Here is a 16,775-nt window from a genome sequence, read left to right on the forward strand (position 1 = left end):
CCATGCGTAAACATCTGATCCTGATCGCCGCGCTCACCATCGGCGGCTGTACCGGCACGCAGAATCGCGGCCTCGAATCGGTGCATCAACCGGTCGTCGCGCGTACCGATTACGTGTTCGATGCCGCCACCAGCGGCGACGCGCTCGCGCCCGGCGAAGCGCAGCGGCTGGCCGGGTGGATGGCGTCGATGCGGCTGGGCTATGGCGATCATGTCGCGGTCGATGATCCGGGCGGCCTTGCGGTCCGCGCGCACGAACAGATCGCGGCGCAGGTCGCGCGCTACGGGCTGCTCGTCACCGATGACGCGCCCACGACCGATGCGCCGGTCACGCCGGGCATGGTCCGCGTCGTCATCAGCCGGATGAAGGCGAGCGTGCCGGGCTGCCCGGACTTCAGCCGCGTCGGTCAGCCCGATTTCGAGAACCACACCGGATCGAACCAGGGCTGCGCGATCAACGCCAATCTCGCAGCGATGGTCGCCAATCCGATGGACCTCGTGCGCGGGCAGAGCGCCGGCAGCCTGACCGACACCGCCTCCGCCACCAAGGCGATCGACAGCTTCCGCAAGACCGTGCCGACCGGCGCGGGCGGACTAATGGGCGGGCTGAAGGACGTGAAGAAATGAACGCGCCCTTCAACCCCGGCAAGATCGGGTTTCGCGAACCGTTCGTCGCCCACGTCTGCGACGAGCAGACCGCCGAGACGATCCGCGCCGTCGCGTCCGACATGGGATGGGCGGAGGAGAAGGTCAGCAAGGGCGGATTGCGCAACGCGGTCCAGTCGCTGTCGGTGCAGGCCAGCCCGCAGATCCTGCTCATCGATCTGTCGGAGAGCGGCGATCCGCTCAACGACATCAACGCGCTCGCCGAGGTGTGCGAACCCGGCACCGTGGTGATCGCGACGGGCCAGGTCAACGACGTGCGGCTCTACCGCGATCTCATCGCCAGCGGCATCCAGGATTATCTGCTGAAACCCCTCAGCCCGGCGATGCTGCGCGAGGCGCTGACCCATGCCCAGTCGGTCTTCAACGCGCCCAGGGCGATCGAGGATCATGGCGGGCGGCCGCACTGCGCGACCGCCTTCATCGGCGCGCGCGGCGGCGTCGGCGCATCCACGCTGGCGACGTCGGTCGCATGGCTCATCAGCGAGCGCGGGCCGCGCAATACCGCGATCCTCGATCTCGACGTGCATTTCGGCACCGGCGCGCTCGCGCTCGATCTCGAACCCGGCCGTGGGCTGACCGACGCGATCGAGAATCCCAGCCGCATCGACGGGCTGTTCATCGAACGCGCGATGGTGAAGGCGAGCGAGACGCTTTCGGTGCTGTCGGCCGAGGCGCCGATCAACGCGCCGGTGCTGACCGATGGCGCCGCCTTCCATCTGTTGCAGGAGGAGATGCGGCTCGCGTTCGAATGCACCGTGGTCGATCTGCCGCGCGCGATGCTGGTGCAGCACCCGCAGCTCGTCGCGGGGGTTCAGGCGGCGGTGATCGTCACCGAACTGACGCTGGCGGCGGCGCGCGACACGATCCGCATCCTCTCCTGGCTCAAGTCGAACGCGCCGGCGAGCGAGGTTATCATCGTCGCCAACCGCGTTCCGCCGGCGGCGCAGCTCGAGATCAGCCGCAAGGATTTCGAAGGTTCGATCGAGCGCAAGATCGACCATTTCGTGCCGCTCGACCAGAAGCTCGCCGCGCAGGCGGCCAAACTCGGCAAAACGCTGGCCGAAATCGGCAAGGCGTCGAAGACGACCGCGCCGCTGGCGGAGATCGCGGCCCGCATCCTCGCGACCGGCGAGACCGAAAGCGGCGCACCGCGCGGCAAGGGCAAGGCCGGCGGCGCTTCGCTGTTCGCCAAGATGGGCGCGCTCACGGCGATGATGCCGAAGCGCGGCGATAAGGCGAAACAGGCTTGAGCGTCGGGAGCGATTGAGACCGATGGGGATGATGCCGCTCCTTGCCGTGGGCGCCGGCGCGCTCTGCGTGCTGGTGCTGGTGGCGTTCGCGTTCGCCGGCCCTTCGCCCGAGCGCGCGCGCGCCCGCCGGCTGGCATTGGTGCGCGAGCGGTACGGCGAGACGGCGGCGGCGCTCTCGGCCGTGCAGGCGCGCGGCATCGCCGCCGCGCGCGCCAACAAGATGGACGCGGCGGCGATGCGCTATCTGCCGCGCCCGGACGCGCTCAAGAAGCGGCTGGCGATGACGGGAAAGACCTGGACGGTCGGCCAATATGGGATGGCGACGGTCGGGTGCGCGCTATTCGTGGCGTTGGGGCTGATGGTGCTCAATCTGCCCGTCGCGCTTTCGGTGCTGCTCGCGATCGCCGTCGGCGCGGGCATTCCGCACATGACGGTGAGCTTCCACATCCGGCGGCGCGTCACCCGCTTCACGGCGAAATTCCCCGACGCGATCGAACTGCTCGTGCGCGGCTTGCGCTCGGGCCTGCCGATCACCGAGACGATCGGCGTCGTCGGTCAGGAGATTGACGGGCCGGTCGGCGTCGAGTTCCGCGCGATCACCGACCGGATGCGGATCGGCCGCACGCTCGACGCGGCGTTGCAGGAGACCGCGGACCGGCTGGGCACGCCCGAATTCCAGTTCTTCGTCATCAGCATCGCGATCCAGCGCGAGACCGGCGGCAACCTCGCCGAGACGCTCGCCAACCTGGCCACGGTTCTGCGCACGCGCTTCCAGATGAAGCTGAAGATCAAGGCGATGTCCTCCGAATCGAAGGCTTCGGCCTATATCGTCGGGTCGCTGCCGTTCATCGTCTTCGCGATGATCTGGATGGTCAACGCCAGCTACATGCGGAACTTCTTCGTCGATCCGCGGCTCATCATCGCGGGCGTTGGCGGGCTGGTGTGGATGGGGATCGGCGTGTTCATCATGGCCAAGATGGTCAGTTTCGAAATCTAACCGCGGGTACGAGCGACAGATCATGGCACCAGCAGCCGGCCCCACGATCCTCGGGATCGACGTCTTCGCGGTCGCGACCCTGCTCGCGGCGGTGGCGGCGTGTTCCGTCCTGCTCGCCATCTACGCGGCGACGACGGTGCGCGACCCGATGACGAAGCGGGTCAAGGCGCTCAACGACCGCCGCGAACAGTTGAAGGCCGGCATTGCCCCATCGCCCAAGCGCCGCGCCAGGCTCGTCACCCGCAACGAGACGACCGACCGCATCAAGGCGTTCCTCTCCGCGCTCAAGATGTTGCAGGACAGCCAGGTCAAGGCGGCGCAGGTCAAGCTGCTCCAGGCGGGCATCCGATCCAAGGAATATGCCGTCGCGGTGATCTTCGGGCGGCTGGTGCTGCCAATCGTGTTCGGCGGGCTGAGCCTGTACTTCGTCTACGGCACCGACATGTTCGCGACCTGGTCGCCGCTGAAGGCTTACGGCGTGGTCGCGGGGACGTTCATCCTGTCGTACAAGGCGCCCGACCTCTACCTCGACAACAAGGTGACGAAGCGGTCGGACGCGATCCGCAAGGGGTTGCCCGACGCGCTCGATCTGCTGGTGATCTGTGCCGAAGCGGGATTGACCGTGGATGCGGCGTTCGGCCGCGTCGCGCGTGAACTCGGCAAAGGCTATCCCGAACTGGGCGACGAATTCACGCTGACCGCGATCGAACTGGGCTTCCTGTCGGAGCGGCGGCAGGCGTTCGAGAACCTTGCGGCGCGGGTCAAGCTCGATGCGATCCGGGGCGTGGTCACGACGATGATCCAGACCGAGAAATACGGCACGCCACTCGCCTCCGCGCTGCGCGTGCTATCGGCGGAGTTCCGCAACGAGCGCATGATGCGGGCGGAGGAAAAGGCCGCGCGCCTTCCCGCGATCATGACGGTGCCGCTGATCCTGTTCATCCTGCCGACCTTGTTCATCGTCATCCTCGGCCCGGCGGCCTGTTCCATTTCGGACTCGTTCATCCACGGCAACCACTGATCTGTCCCGAAGCGGAGCATATCGTCTGGCTTGCCGCCCGCGCGGGCGCGCGGCAGGAAAGCCGCACCGTGGATGGAGGCCGGTGCTGCGATGCTGTTCGATTCGCCGTTGCAACTCCTCGTGCTGTGCGCGGTGGCGGTCGGTGCGTGGCTGCTCGGGTTCGCGACCAATCCGACCTCGGTCAATCGCGACCGCATGATGCGCCGGCTGACCAGCGAGTTCGCCGCGTTCCGGACGCAATCCCAGGACCGTCTCAACACGTTGGCCCGCCACGCCGCCGCGCTGGAGGCCACGCACGAGACGATGGCGGCGCGGCTGGGCGAAGCCGAGGCGCGGATCGCGGCGTTCAAGATCGCCGGCGCGGCATCGGCGCAGGAACGGCTTCCGAAGCTCGCCGAGACCGAGGCCACCTCCGATGCCATGCCCGATGCGCTGACGCGGATCGACGGGATCGACGATGCGCTCGCGCAACGGCTGCTGGACCTCGGCATCACCAGCTTCGAGGATATCGAGAAACTGTCCGACGAGGACGAGATGGCGCTGGAACTGCGCCTCGCGCTGCCGGCGGGTTACGTCACCGGCCGGCAGTGGCGCCAGCAGGCGGCGACGTTGCGAACCCCCGGCGACGCATGATCGCGCTCAGTACCGAACCCGCCGCACGGTGATGTGCTTCTTCGCGAGCAGCGACTGGACGCTGCCCGCGCCGGCGAGATGCCCCGCCCCGACCGCGATGAACACGGTGCCGGGCTGATCCATCCGCCGCGCGATCCAGTCCGCCCAGCGCGCGTTGCGATCATAGAGCAGCACCTGGCGCAGCACCGGCTGTTTGGTGAGATCCTCGTTCATCATCTTGCCGAGCCCGTCGGCATCGCCCTTGCCCCACAGATCGACCATCTTGTCGATTTCCGCCGGGAAGGTGTCGATTTCCTCGATGCCGGAGAGCAGGAACGAGACCTGCGCGTCCTGCGGCAGATCGTGGAAATAGCCGAGCTGCTGGCCGAGCGTTTCCAGCCCGGTGACCGGCTTGCCCGCCGCCTTGGCCGCGGCATCGAGCTGTTTCTCGACGCCGTCGTCGCGCCCGAAGCCGCTCTTCTGCAGTTCGAGCTGGCCGACCGTCGCACCCGCGAACCACGGCTCGAAACGGTCGAAAGCATCCGGCCGGACGCCGAGCTTGGCGAGCCCCGCGCGATATGCCGCGCGCTTGTCGGCGGGGATCTTCTCGGTCAGCGTCGGCCCGGTCGGATCGAGCGCGAGCGGCAGCATCACCTTCTGCGCTTCGTCGGGCGAGGGCATCGGGATTTCGAGGACGAGGCTGTCGCTCGCGTCGAACGCCTTCCGCACCGCATCGTCGAACCAGCCGAGGCCGGGTTTGAGCGCGTGGATCGTGCCGAACAGATAGATGGTGGTATCCGCGTCCTTGACCACCCACAGCGCCGGATCGACATCCTTGACCGCACCCGGCGCGGGCTTCGCGCAGGCGGGCGTGGCCGCGATCAGGCTCACCGCCAGCAAGGTCTTCAAGAAACGCATCGTTCACATCCCACAGAGCCGAGCGGCGCCGATTATAGAATCCCGCGTGCCGCACCAGCCCAAAGTCGGCTCGCGCAACGCGCCTGCGTGGAACGGTGGATGCCGGAACCGGGCCGCCGCGTGCGCCGCATCACTGCACCCGCGTCACGCGCACGCCGCGTTTCTCGAGCAGCGCGAGCACCGAATCCGGGCCGATGAAATGCCCCGCCCCGGCCGCGAACAAGGCGGTGCCCGGCACCTTGAGCCGCCGCACCAGCGCGTCCGCCCAGGCGCGGTTGCGATGCGCGAGCAACGCGCCCCCCAGCGCATCGCCGCCCGTCGTGACCGCCAGATCGCGGGTCAGCGCCGACCCCGGGCCGAGATCGCCCTGCGCCCAGGCGTGCGTCGGCGCGCGCCGCTCGGCGCGAGTCGCGGCGGGCGTGTCGAGCGCCTTGTCGAGCGTCTTGCGCTGCTCGGCCTCGGCCACGGCGTTCACCTGCCCCATCACCTTCGCGGCATCCTCGATCGCGATGACGGGTTTGTGGCGGCTGCGGAACTGCGCCTCGATCCAGTCGTCCGCGCCCGGCCCCGGCAGCTCGCCCGCCTGCGTGTCCCGCGCGAAGCCGACCGCGATCGCGGCGATCCAGGTCGGCATGCCGTCGAGCACGGCGGCGGCCTCGGGCGGCAGCGTATCGGTGAACCGGCGCAGCGCGGCGCGATGATCGGGCGAGACGCGCGCGGCGAGCGGCGGCAGTGCTGAGCCGCCGGCATATGTGACGGCGAAATCGGGCACGGCATCCTCGTCGATCGCCTCGACGATCAGCGTGTCGGCCTTCGCCACGATCGCGTCGATCGCCGCGTCGCGCCACGCGAAACCGGGCGGCAGGACATGGACCGTGCCGAACAGATAGATCGTCGTGTCACGGTCACCGATCCGCCAGATCGCCGGATGGGGGCGGTAATTCTGCGAAAGCTGCGAGAGCAGCAGCGTGTCGGCGCCGCGCGCCGCCTCCTCGGGCGATATCGTGTCGCCGTCGAGCGGCGTATCGGTCGGCGCGGTCTGATCGTCGAGCGGCAGCGCGGTATAGCCCACCTTCGGGGCGGGCTCGACCGGCTGCCCGTGCAGCGTGACCGTCTCGCTGGCGGGAACGGATGGATAGGCGATGCGCTGCGCGAGCGCCGGCGCGCCCGCGCACGATAGCGACAACGCGACCGCCAAGGCACAGCGTACCCCCGACCCGCCCGCCCGCGGCAAAGCGAGACCCTTTCGCACCATGACGCCCCCGATGAAGCGCAAAGCCGCCGCGCCGTCAATCGTGCGCGGTACGGACGGTTGACCCTCTTTCGGCCATACGCCAAAGCCGTGGGCCACCAGCCACCCGTGAGGATATCGTTCTTGGCCGCAAGCCACCCCTCCGCCCCCGCCCCCGGCGAGCCGCTGAGCTTTCAGCGCATGATCCTGACGCTCCACGATTACTGGAGCGCGCATGGCTGCCTGATCCTGCAGCCGTATGACATGGAGATGGGCGCCGGCACCTTCCACCCGGCGACCACGCTGCGCGCGCTCGGGCCGAATCCGTGGAACGCCGCGTTCGTCCAGCCCTGCCGCCGCCCGACCGACGGCCGCTATGGCGAGAACCCCAACAGGCTCCAGCATTATTACCAATATCAGGTGATCCTGAAGCCGAGTCCGCCCGATTTGCAGGAGCTGTACCTCGGCAGCCTCGCCGCGATCGGCATCGATTTCACGCGGCACGACATCCGCTTCGTCGAGGACGATTGGGAGAGCCCGACGCTCGGCGCATGGGGCCTCGGGTGGGAAGTGTGGTGCGACGGCATGGAGGTGACTCAGTTCACCTATTTCCAGCAGATGGGCGGATTCGACTGCAAGCCGGTCGCGGGCGAGCTGACCTATGGGCTCGAGCGGCTCGCGCTGTACCTCCAGAACAAGGACAGCGTGTACGATCTCGCGTTCAACGACGCGCAGGGCAATAAGCCGCAGATGACCTATGGCGAGGTGTTCCTGGAGAACGAACGCCAGATGAGCGCGTGGAACTTCGAGGTTGCCGATACCGAGCGGCTGTTCGACCTGTTCCGCAAGGCCACCGCCGAATGCGAAAGCTGTCTGGAGACGAAGCTGCCGATCCCCGCCTATGAACAGGCGATCAAGGCGAGCCATGTCTTCAACCTGCTGCAAGCGCGCGGCGTGATCTCGGTGGCGGAGCGCCAGGCGTATATGGGCCGCGTGCGTGATCTGGCGAAGGGCGCGTGCGCGGCGTGGATGGAGAAGAACGGGTGGGCCGCGTGAGCACCGTTGATCCCAACCGCTGTTCCCCCGCGAAGGCGGGGGTCCAGACCCCAATCAACATTCCGCGCGCCAGCGCGATCGGCGCTGCGCGCCGAGGCTGGACCCCCGCCTTCGCGGGGGAACGGAGAGCATCATGACCGACTTCCTCCTCGAACTCCGCTCGGAGGAAATCCCCGCGCGCATGCAGGACAAGGCGCGCGACGATCTCGCGCGACTGTTCGCGGCCGAGTTGGCGAAAGCGGGTCTGCACACCGATGCCATTGTCACCTTCGCGACGCCGCGCCGGCTCGCGCTGATCGCGCGTGACCTGCCCGACGCCACCGCTGCCGTCTCGGAAGAGACGAAGGGGCCGAAGACCAGCGCGCCGCCGCAGGCGCTCGAAGGCTTTCTGCGCAAGACCGGGCTGACGCGCGACCTGCTCGTCGAGCGCGACGGCGTGTTCTTCGCGGTGGTCGAGCGCGCCGGGCGCGCCACCGCCGACGTGCTCGCCGAGGCCATTCCCGCCGTGATCCGCGGCTTCCCCTGGCCCAAGTCGATGCGCTGGGGCGAAGCGTCGCTCACCACCGAATCCCTGCGCTGGGTGCGCCCGCTGCAAGGCATCGTCGCTTTGTTCGGTGAGGATGTCGTTCCGTGCGAGATCGCCGGCGTCGCCTCTGGCGCCGCGACGGTGGGGCATCGCTTCCACCATCCGGGCGTCATCACGATCGGCTCGGCGAGCGATTATGTCGAGAAGCTCCACGCCTGCCACGTCGTCGTCGATCAGGACGAACGCCGCGCGCTGATCCGCGAGCGTGCGAGCGCGCTGGCCGAGGCGGCGGGGCTGGCGCTGGTCGAGGACGAAGGGCTGGTCGCCGAGAATGCCGGGCTGACCGAATGGCCGGTGCCGCTGCTCGGGCGCTTCGACGCGGCGTTCCTCAGCGTCCCGCCCGAGGTGATCCAGCTCACCGCGCGCGTGAACCAGAAGTATTTCGTGTGCCGCGATGCCAGCGGGAGCCTTGCGAACGCGTTCGTCTGCACCGCCAATATCGACGCGGTCGATGGCGGCGCGAAGATCGTCGAGGGCAACCAAAAGGTGCTCGCCGCGCGGCTTTCAGACGCGAAGTTCTTCTACGAGACCGACCTCAAGGTGCCGCTCGAAGAGCAGGCCGAGAAACTCGCGCGAATCGTGTTCCACGAGAAGCTCGGCACGCTCGCCGACAAGGTGGACCGGGTCGCCAAGCTGGCGCGGTGGCTGGTCGAAGAGGGGATCGTCGGGGGTTCAAGTCCCTCCTCCGCTACCACCACCGTCGTCACCCCAGCGCAAGCTGGGGTCTCCCGCGATGGCGCGGGGCAAGAGCCGCACGAGACCCCAGCTTTCGCTGGGGCGACGAAGGAGGCACTGGTTGACCTCACCGAACGCGCGGCGCGGCTGGCGAAGGCCGATCTCGTCACCGGCATGGTCGGCGAGTTCCCCGAGTTGCAGGGGCTGATGGGTGGCTATTACGCCGAGCGCCAAGGCGAAGACCCACGCGTCGCGGCGGCGATCCGCGATCATTACAAGCCGGTCGGCCAGGGCGACGACGTGCCGACCGATCCGGTGACGGTGGCGGTGTCGCTGGCGGATAAGCTGGATACGTTGCGCGGGTTCTTCCTGATCGAAGAACTGCCGACCGGATCGAAAGACCCGTTCGCGCTGCGCCGCGCCGCGCTCGGCGTGATCCGCCTGATCGTCACCAACGGGTTGCGCGGCGCGCTCGGCGCATGGCTGACCAAAGCGGCCGATCTCCACCTCGAAGCCTATCTGCGCAGCGTCGGGCGCGCGGTGCCGGGCGCGCCGATGTATCTCGAAGTCTCGGGCGATGTGCGCCGGCTGATGGCGGACCGCGAAGAACTGATCGTCTTTCCGGTGGCTGACGATGCCCGCAGCTACGCGGGCCTGCGCGCGGCGGGGCTGCACCCCGCCCCGCCGATCGACTTCTTCGCCGACCGCCTCAAGGTCCAGCAACGTGAAGCCGGTGTGCGCCACGACCTGATCGATGCGGTGTTCGCGCTGGGGGGCGAGGACGATCTCGTCCGGCTGCTCGCGCGGGTGCGGGCGTTGCAGGCGTTCGTCGGCACCGAGGATGGGGCGAATCTGCTCGCCGGGTACAAGCGGGCGGCGAATATTTTGAAGAAGGAGGGCGTTCCCCAAAGCGTCACCCCAGCGCAAGCTGGGGTCTCTGGCGATGGTGCAGGACAGGAGCCGCGAGAGGCCCCAGCTTCCGCTGGGGCGACGGCTGGCGTGGATGCGACGTCTGTGGCCACCGAACCCGCCGAAGCCGCGCTCGGCGCCGCGCTCGATGCGGCCGAGCCGGCGGCGGCCGATGCGGTCGCGCGGGAGGATTTCGAGGCGGCGATGGCGGCACTCGCGACGCTGCGCGCGCCGATCGACGCGTTTTTCGAAGCGGTGATGGTCAACGATCCCGATCCCGCCAAACGCGCGGCGCGCCTCGCGTTGCTCGCGCGGGTTCGTCAGGCGGTCCATACCGTTGCCGACTTCTCGAAGATCGACGGCTGATCTTAGCGCGGACTTGGCATAACTCTGACAATTGACTGATATCGCTAACACGATCGAAAGATCAATTTAGCGCCTTCGACTTGAATTCTTGCGTGCTGCGATGCACAACGCGGGAAACACGTTTTGGAGGAAGACATGGCGACGATTCTGGCTGACGCGGACACTTCCACCGGTCAGCGCTATGTCTATCGTTTCGGCGGCGGTGTGTCGGACGGCGGCAAGGGCGACCGCAACCTGCTCGGCGGCAAGGGCGCGAACCTCGCCGAGATGGCGTCGATCGGCCTGCCCGTGCCGCCGGGCTTCACGATCAGCACCGAAATGTGCACGCGCTATTATGACGAGGGTGGCCGCTTCCCGCAGTCGCTGCGCGACGAGGTCGCCGCCGGCATCGCGCATATCGAGGGCGTGACCGGCAAGGTCTTCGGCGACGCCGCCGATCCGCTGCTCGTCTCGGTGCGCTCGGGCGCGCGTGCCTCGATGCCGGGCATGATGGATACGGTGCTCAACCTCGGGCTCAACGACCAGACGGTCGAAGGGCTCGCCGCCACCTCGGGCGACGCGCGCTTCGCGTGGGACAGCTATCGCCGCTTCATCCAGATGTATTCGGACGTCGTGCTCGAACTCGATCACGGCGCGTTCGAGGAAGCGCTGGAAATCGCCAAGGAAGACAATGGCTATTTCCTCGACACCGATCTGACCGCCGACGATCTGCGCAAGCTCGTCACCGAATATAAGGCGCTGGTCGAACAGCAATGGGGCAAGCCCTTCCCGCAGGACGTGCACGACCAGCTCTGGGGCGCGGTCGGCGCGGTGTTCGGATCGTGGCAGTCGGAGCGCGCCAAGGTCTATCGCCGCCTCAACGACATTCCCGCCGCCTGGGGCACCGCCGTCAACATCCAGGCGATGGTGTTTGGCAACATGGGCGAGACCTCGGCGACCGGTGTCGCCTTCACGCGCGACCCCGCCAAGGGCGACCGCGCCTATTACGGCGAGTTCCTCATCAACGCGCAGGGCGAGGATGTCGTCGCCGGCATTCGCACCCCCCAATATCTGACCAAGGCGGCGCGCGAAGCCGCCGGCGCCAAGCCCGCCTCTATGGAAGAGGCGATGCCCGAGACCTTCGCCGAACTGGCCAAGGTGTTCGACCTGCTCGAAACGCATTACCGCGACATGCAGGACATCGAGTTCACCGTGCAGCAGGGCAAGCTGTGGATGCTCCAGACGCGATCGGGCAAGCGCACCGCCAAGGCCGCGCTCAAGATCGCGGTCGAGATGGCCGAAGAGGGTCTCATCACCCGCGAGGAGGCGATCGCGCGCGTCGAGCCGCAGGCGCTCGACCAGTTGCTCCACCCGACGCTCGACCCCAAGGCGGCGCGCGACGTGCTGACCAAGGGGCTGCCCGCATCGCCGGGCGCCGCCTCGGGCGCGGCGGTGTTCGACAGCGACACCGCCGAGAAGCGTGCGGCGGCGGGTGACGCGGTGATCCTGATCCGCGTTGAAACCTCGCCCGAGGACATTCACGGCATGCATGCGGCCAAGGGCATCCTCACCGCGCGCGGCGGCATGACCAGCCACGCCGCGGTGGTCGCGCGCGGCATGGGCCGGCCGTGCGTCTCCGGCGCGGGGTCGATCTCGATCGATGCGAAGGCGCGGGTGATGCGCGTCGGCGCGCGCGAGATCGCCGAGGGCGAGATCGTCACGATCGACGGCACCACCGGCGAGGTGATGGCGGGCGCAGTGCCGACGGTGCAACCCGAACTGTCGGGTGATTTCGGCACGCTGATGGGCTGGGCCGATGCGGTGCGCCGCCTCAAGGTGCGCGCGAACGCGGAAACGCCGCTCGATGCCAGGACCGCGCGCGAGTTCGGCGCGGAGGGCATCGGCCTGTGTCGGACCGAGCATATGTTCTTCGACGCCGCGCGCATCACCAGCGTGCGCCAGATGATCCTGGCGGAGAACGAGGCCGGCCGCCGCTCGGCACTCGACAAGCTGCTGCCCGAGCAGCGGAGCGACTTCGTGCAGTTGTTCGAAGTGATGGCCGGGCTGCCGGTGACGATCCGCCTGCTCGATCCGCCGCTGCACGAATTCCTGCCGCACGAGGAAGCCGAATTCGCCGAGGTGGCGACCGCCGCCGGAATCGACATCGACACGCTCAAGCGCCGCGCCGCCGAACTGCACGAGTTCAACCCGATGCTCGGCCATCGCGGCTGCCGGCTCGGCGTGACCTACCCTGAAATCTACGAGATGCAGGCGCGCGCGATTTTCGAGGCGGCGATCGAAGTGGCGGAGAAGTCGGGCGCGGCACCGATCCCCGAAGTGATGATCCCGCTCGTCGGTACGCGCCGCGAGCTGGAGCTGATGAAGGTGGTGGTCGACCAGGCCGCGCAAGCGGTGTTCGCCGAGAAGGGCCGCACGATCGAGTATCTGGTCGGCACCATGATCGAACTGCCGCGCGCCGCGCTGATGGCGGGCGAGATCGCGGAGGTCGGCGAGTTCTTCTCGTTCGGCACCAACGATCTGACCCAGACCACGCTCGGCGTGTCGCGCGACGATGCCGCGCGCTTCCTCGGCGTGTATGTCGAGAAGGGCATTTACGCCAAGGATCCGTTCGTCAGCCTCGATGTCGAGGGCGTCGGCCAGTTGATCGAACTCGCCGCCGAACGCGGCCGCAAGACGCGCGCCGGCATCAAGCTCGGCATCTGCGGCGAGCATGGCGGCGATCCGGCCTCGATCGCGTTCTGCGAGAAGACCGGGCTCGATTACGTCAGCGCCTCGCCCTACCGCGTGCCGATCGCGCGGCTGGCGGCGGCACAGGCCGCGCTCGCCACCAAGGGGTGATGCGCGACGCGTGACGAACTGATCTAGCGCCGTTCACGCTGAGCGAAGTCGAAGCATGGCGAGCGGCCTGGTTCGGCCACGCACTTCGATTTCGCTCAGTGCGAACGGTTGAAATTGAGACCGCTACGCCTCGACCTTCTGCTGGTGCGAGGCGATCAGCGCGTTGAGCACGCGGATACGCTCGCGCGTTTCGGTCGAATCCTGTGAGGGGTAGGTTTGAATCTTGTCGAGAAGGATGGCGAGTTCCTTCTCCCACTCGGCCTGATTGTTCTCGGACATCATACTCTCCTTCTTGGTCTCCCACCGATATGGGAAGGCGCCCGGCCAATTCCAGCGGTATCCGGGACGCGCCCGCCCCCTTGCCCTCCGCGTACGCTTCGGCTATGCGCGCCGGCTTCCGGTCAGGGTCATCCCTGGAGGCCTGGCCGGACCATGAACCACCGTATTTCGGAGATCTGCAATGAGCGAACAACTTACGCTCGCAGCCGAGACGCGCGAACAGGTTGGCAAGGGAGCCTCCCGTTCGCTTCGTCGTGAAGGCCGCGTACCCGCCGTCGTCTATGGCAACAACCAGGAGCCGCTGGCGATCCACGTCGAGGAAAAGGCGCTGATGCGCCTCCTCATGACGGGCCATTTCATGAATTCGCAGGTGATGATCGAGGCCAATGGCCAAAGCATCCGCACGCTCCCCAAGGACGTGGCGTTCGATGCCGTCACCGACCGCCCGGTCCATGTCGACTTCCTGCGCATCGGCGCGCACACCACCGTTCACGTCAGCGTGCCGGTCGTGTTCACCGATGAGGACGAGGCCCCCGGCATCAAGACCGGCAAGGGCGTGCTCAACATCGTCCAGCACGAGATCGAGCTGGTCTGCGACGCGGCCGCGATCCCCGACGACATCACCATCTCGCTGGCCGGCCGCGAGATCGGCGATTCGATCCACATCTCGAACGTGACGCTGCCGAACGGCGTGACCCCGGCGATCACCGACCGCGACTTCACCATCGCGACGATCGTCCCGCCGACCGTGCCGACCGCCGCCGATGACGAGGCTGATGCCGCCGTCGCCGCCGAAGCAGCCGCGGAGAGCGAGGCGTAAGCCTTACCCGATCGGGCAGATTTGGGCAGGGCGGCGCGCGGCGTTGCCCTGCCCTTTTCGTATTCGGAGCAATCGCACGTGCAAATCTGGGTCGGTCTCGGCAATCCGGGTGCGCAATATGCGCTCAACCGGCACAATGTCGGCTTCATGGCGGTCGACACGATCGCCGATCTCCACGGCTTCTCGCCGGTCAAGAAGGCGTTCCAGGGCTGGACCCAGGAAGGGCGCATCGGACCTGAGAAAATCCTGCTGCTCAAACCCGCCACCTTCATGAATGAAAGCGGCCGCAGCGTCGGCGAGGCGATGCGCTTCTACAAGCTCGACACCGGCGACGTCACCGTCTTCCACGACGAACTCGATATCGCGCCGTTCCGCGTGAAGGTGAAGGTCGGCGGCGGCACCGCCGGGCATAACGGCCTGCGCTCGACCGAGGCGCATATCGGCAACGCGTTCCGCCGCGTCCGGCTCGGCATCGGCCATCCGGGGCACAAGGACAAGGTCTCGCCGTACGTGCTCGGCAATTACGCCAAGGCGGAGATGGACCCGCTTTCCGACATGCTCGGCGCGGTAGCGGCGGAGGCGCCGTGGCTCGCCAAGGGCGACGACATGCGTTTCATGAACGATGTCGCGCTGCGGCTTGGAGATGGCAAATGAGCGTGCGCACTCTGTTCGCGACTCCGGTTTACGAGGGCGCGCTTGGCGACGCTCGGCTGCTCGAAGACCTGGAACAATCGTGCCTGATGTTCGCGCAGGAAGACCGCGCCGGGCGCGCCTGGTCGAAGGCGCACACCTATCGCGGCTACACCAGCTATGCGTCGCTCAACGACTTGCCGCAGCGCGATCCCGCGTTCGGCGACCTCGCCAAGCGGCTCGCCAAACACGTCGCGGCCTTCGCCGAGGCGTGCGCGTTCGATCTTGGCGGGCGCAAGCTCCGGCTCGACAGCCTGTGGGTCAACGTCCTCAAACCTGGCGGCATGCATTCGGGGCATATCCACCCGCATTCGGTGGTGTCGGGCACGCTGTACGTCGCGGTGCCGCCGGGTGCTGGCGCGATCCGCTTCGAAGACCCGCGGCTGCCGCTGATGATGGCCGCCCCCACCCGCCGCGACGACGCGCCGGAGCCGCTGCGCAGCTTCGCGCATGTCACGCCCGAGCCGGGCACGATCCTGCTGTGGGAAAGCTGGCTGCGCCACGAGGTGATCGCCGGCACCGCCAAGCAGGACCGGATCAGCATCAGCTTCAACTATAGCTGACACGCATTTCCGTCATCCCAGCGCACGCTGGGATCTCTCCGGGGAGGGCGTGCGGCCCACCCGGAGAGACCCCAGCGTGCGCTGGGGTGACGGTCTCGGTGTGACATCTGGCATTCCCCCTCCGCACTCGCTATCGGCGGCACCATCGCGCGCCCGTTGCGGCGCACCAGCATTCAAGGACGAGAGTATGGGTTTCCGCTGTGGTATCGTGGGCTTGCCCAATGTCGGCAAGTCCACCCTGTTCAACGCGCTGACGCAGACGGCGGCGGCGCAGGCGGCCAACTATCCGTTCTGCACGATCGAGCCGAACGTCGGCAACGTCGCGGTGCCCGATGCGCGGCTGGATCAGCTCGCGGCGGTCGCGGGCTCGGCCAAGATCATCGAGACGCAGCTCGCCTTCGTCGATATCGCCGGGCTGGTGCGCGGCGCTTCGAAGGGAGAAGGTCTAGGCAACCAGTTCCTCGGCAACATCCGCGAGGTCGATGCGATCGTCCACGTGCTGCGCTGCTTCGAAGACGGCGACGTGACGCATGTCGAAGGCAAGGTCGATCCGATCGCCGATGCCGAGACGGTCGAGACCGAGCTGATGCTGTCCGATCTGGAAAGCCTCGAAAAGCGCGTGCCCAACCTCGCCAAGAAGGCGGCGCAGGGCGACAAGGAGGCCAAGATCGGCGTCGCGGTGCTGGGGCAAGCGCTCGAGCTGCTGCGCGAGGGCAAGCCCGCCCGCCTGACCGTGCCCAAGGACGAGGAAGAGGCGCGCGTGTTCGCGCAGGCGCAATTGCTCACCTCCAAGCCGGTGCTCTATGTCTGCAACGTCGATGAAGGCGATGCGGCGAACGGCAACGCGCTGTCAGCGCGCGTCTTCGAGAAAGCGGCGGCGGAGGGCGCGCAGGCCGTGGTCGTCTCCGCGGCGATCGAGGCCGAGATCGCGACGATGCCGCCCGAGGAGCGCGGCGAGTTCCTCGGCGAGCTTGGGCTTGAGGAGACCGGCCTCGCCCGCGTCATCACCGCCGGGTACAAGTTGCTCAACCTGCTGACCTTCTTCACGGTCGGCCCCAAGGAAGCGCGCGCCTGGACGGTGCATGTCGGCGCCAAGGCGCCGCAGGCGGCGGGCGAGATCCACACCGATTTCGAACGCGGCTTCATCCGTGCCGAGACGATCGCCTTTGCCGATTACATCGCGTTCAAGGGCGAGGCGGGCGCGCGCGATGCGGGCAAGCTGCGCCAGGAAGGCAAGGACTATGTCGTGCAGGACGGCGACGTGATGCTGTTCCGCTTCAACGTCTGAGCGGCACACCG

Annotated in this window: 15 protein-coding genes; 12 read left to right on the forward strand and 3 right to left on the reverse strand. The window is 67.6% G+C overall.

Annotated elements, in window-relative coordinates; all coding sequences use genetic code 11:
• Positions 1-2: 2 nt before the first annotated feature.
• The 5 genes from PX554_RS10095 (at position 3) to PX554_RS10115 (ending at position 4,566) form a co-directional block, all read left to right on the forward strand.
• The gene (locus PX554_RS10095) at positions 3-626 is read left to right on the forward strand and encodes a CpaD family pilus assembly protein (protein ID WP_338061582.1); all 624 of its coding nucleotides are present in this window, start codon (positions 3-5) and stop codon (positions 624-626) included.
• Positions 623-1,915: a CpaE/TadZ family protein gene (locus PX554_RS10100; protein WP_275501285.1), complete on the forward strand. Its 1,293-nt coding sequence runs from the start codon at positions 623-625 to the stop codon at positions 1,913-1,915. The genes PX554_RS10095 and PX554_RS10100 overlap by 4 nt, the downstream gene beginning before the upstream one ends.
• A gap of 22 nt (positions 1,916-1,937) precedes the next feature.
• The gene (locus PX554_RS10105) at positions 1,938-2,912 is read left to right on the forward strand and encodes a type II secretion system F family protein (protein ID WP_275501287.1); all 975 of its coding nucleotides are present in this window, start codon (positions 1,938-1,940) and stop codon (positions 2,910-2,912) included.
• Between the two features lie 22 nt (positions 2,913-2,934).
• Positions 2,935-3,933 (forward strand): type II secretion system F family protein, encoded by a 999-nt coding sequence (locus tag PX554_RS10110; RefSeq protein WP_275501292.1) that lies wholly within the window; start codon positions 2,935-2,937, stop codon positions 3,931-3,933.
• A gap of 90 nt (positions 3,934-4,023) precedes the next feature.
• Entirely contained in the window at positions 4,024-4,566 is a 543-nt protein-coding gene (locus tag PX554_RS10115; protein WP_275501294.1) for a hypothetical protein, read from the forward strand.
• A 6-nt stretch (positions 4,567-4,572) separates the two neighbouring features.
• Here PX554_RS10115 and PX554_RS10120 read toward each other — a convergent pair whose 3' ends face one another.
• Both PX554_RS10120 and PX554_RS10125 read right to left on the reverse strand, forming a co-directional pair.
• Complete coding sequence (locus PX554_RS10120) at positions 4,573-5,463, reverse strand: TraB/GumN family protein (RefSeq protein ID WP_275501296.1); 891 nt, start codon at positions 5,461-5,463, stop codon at positions 4,573-4,575.
• Between the two features lie 130 nt (positions 5,464-5,593).
• On the reverse strand, positions 5,594-6,661 hold the full coding sequence (locus PX554_RS10125; protein ID WP_275501297.1) for a TraB/GumN family protein: 1,068 nt from the start codon (positions 6,659-6,661) through the stop codon (positions 5,594-5,596).
• Between the two features lie 234 nt (positions 6,662-6,895).
• Here PX554_RS10125 and PX554_RS10130 point away from each other — a divergent pair, with 234 nt between their 5' ends.
• From PX554_RS10130 to ppdK, 3 genes are all read left to right on the forward strand, one after another.
• Complete coding sequence (locus PX554_RS10130) at positions 6,896-7,750, forward strand: glycine--tRNA ligase subunit alpha (protein WP_275501959.1); 855 nt, start codon at positions 6,896-6,898, stop codon at positions 7,748-7,750.
• Positions 7,751-7,883: 133 nt separating this feature from the next.
• The gene (glyS, locus tag PX554_RS10135) at positions 7,884-10,286 is read left to right on the forward strand and encodes a glycine--tRNA ligase subunit beta (protein WP_275501299.1); all 2,403 of its coding nucleotides are present in this window, start codon (positions 7,884-7,886) and stop codon (positions 10,284-10,286) included.
• Positions 10,287-10,421: 135 nt separating this feature from the next.
• Positions 10,422-13,124: a pyruvate, phosphate dikinase gene (ppdK, locus tag PX554_RS10140; protein WP_275501300.1), complete on the forward strand. Its 2,703-nt coding sequence runs from the start codon at positions 10,422-10,424 to the stop codon at positions 13,122-13,124.
• A gap of 123 nt (positions 13,125-13,247) precedes the next feature.
• Here the strand turns inward: ppdK and PX554_RS10145 are convergent, their stop codons facing one another.
• Entirely contained in the window at positions 13,248-13,403 is a 156-nt protein-coding gene (locus tag PX554_RS10145; protein WP_176786969.1) for a hypothetical protein, read from the reverse strand.
• Positions 13,404-13,584: 181 nt separating this feature from the next.
• On the opposite strand from PX554_RS10145, the gene PX554_RS10150 reads away from it, so the two are divergent.
• From PX554_RS10150 to ychF, 4 genes are all read left to right on the forward strand, one after another.
• Positions 13,585-14,223, forward strand: coding sequence for a 50S ribosomal protein L25/general stress protein Ctc (locus PX554_RS10150; protein WP_093219473.1), 639 nt, complete (start codon positions 13,585-13,587; stop codon positions 14,221-14,223).
• A gap of 78 nt (positions 14,224-14,301) precedes the next feature.
• Positions 14,302-14,877: an aminoacyl-tRNA hydrolase gene (gene pth, locus PX554_RS10155; RefSeq protein ID WP_093221621.1), complete on the forward strand. Its 576-nt coding sequence runs from the start codon at positions 14,302-14,304 to the stop codon at positions 14,875-14,877.
• Positions 14,874-15,476, forward strand: coding sequence for a TIGR02466 family protein (locus tag PX554_RS10160; protein WP_275501305.1), 603 nt, complete (start codon positions 14,874-14,876; stop codon positions 15,474-15,476). Before pth ends, PX554_RS10160 begins: the two co-directional genes overlap by 4 nt.
• A gap of 187 nt (positions 15,477-15,663) precedes the next feature.
• Positions 15,664-16,764, forward strand: a complete 1,101-nt coding sequence (gene ychF, locus PX554_RS10165; RefSeq protein ID WP_275501307.1) for a redox-regulated ATPase YchF — start codon at positions 15,664-15,666, stop codon at positions 16,762-16,764.
• The last annotated feature ends 11 nt before the right edge of the window (positions 16,765-16,775 follow it).

The sequence above is a fragment of the Sphingomonas pollutisoli genome (assembly GCF_029167165.1).
Classification (GTDB): domain Bacteria; phylum Pseudomonadota; class Alphaproteobacteria; order Sphingomonadales; family Sphingomonadaceae; genus Sphingomonas; species Sphingomonas pollutisoli.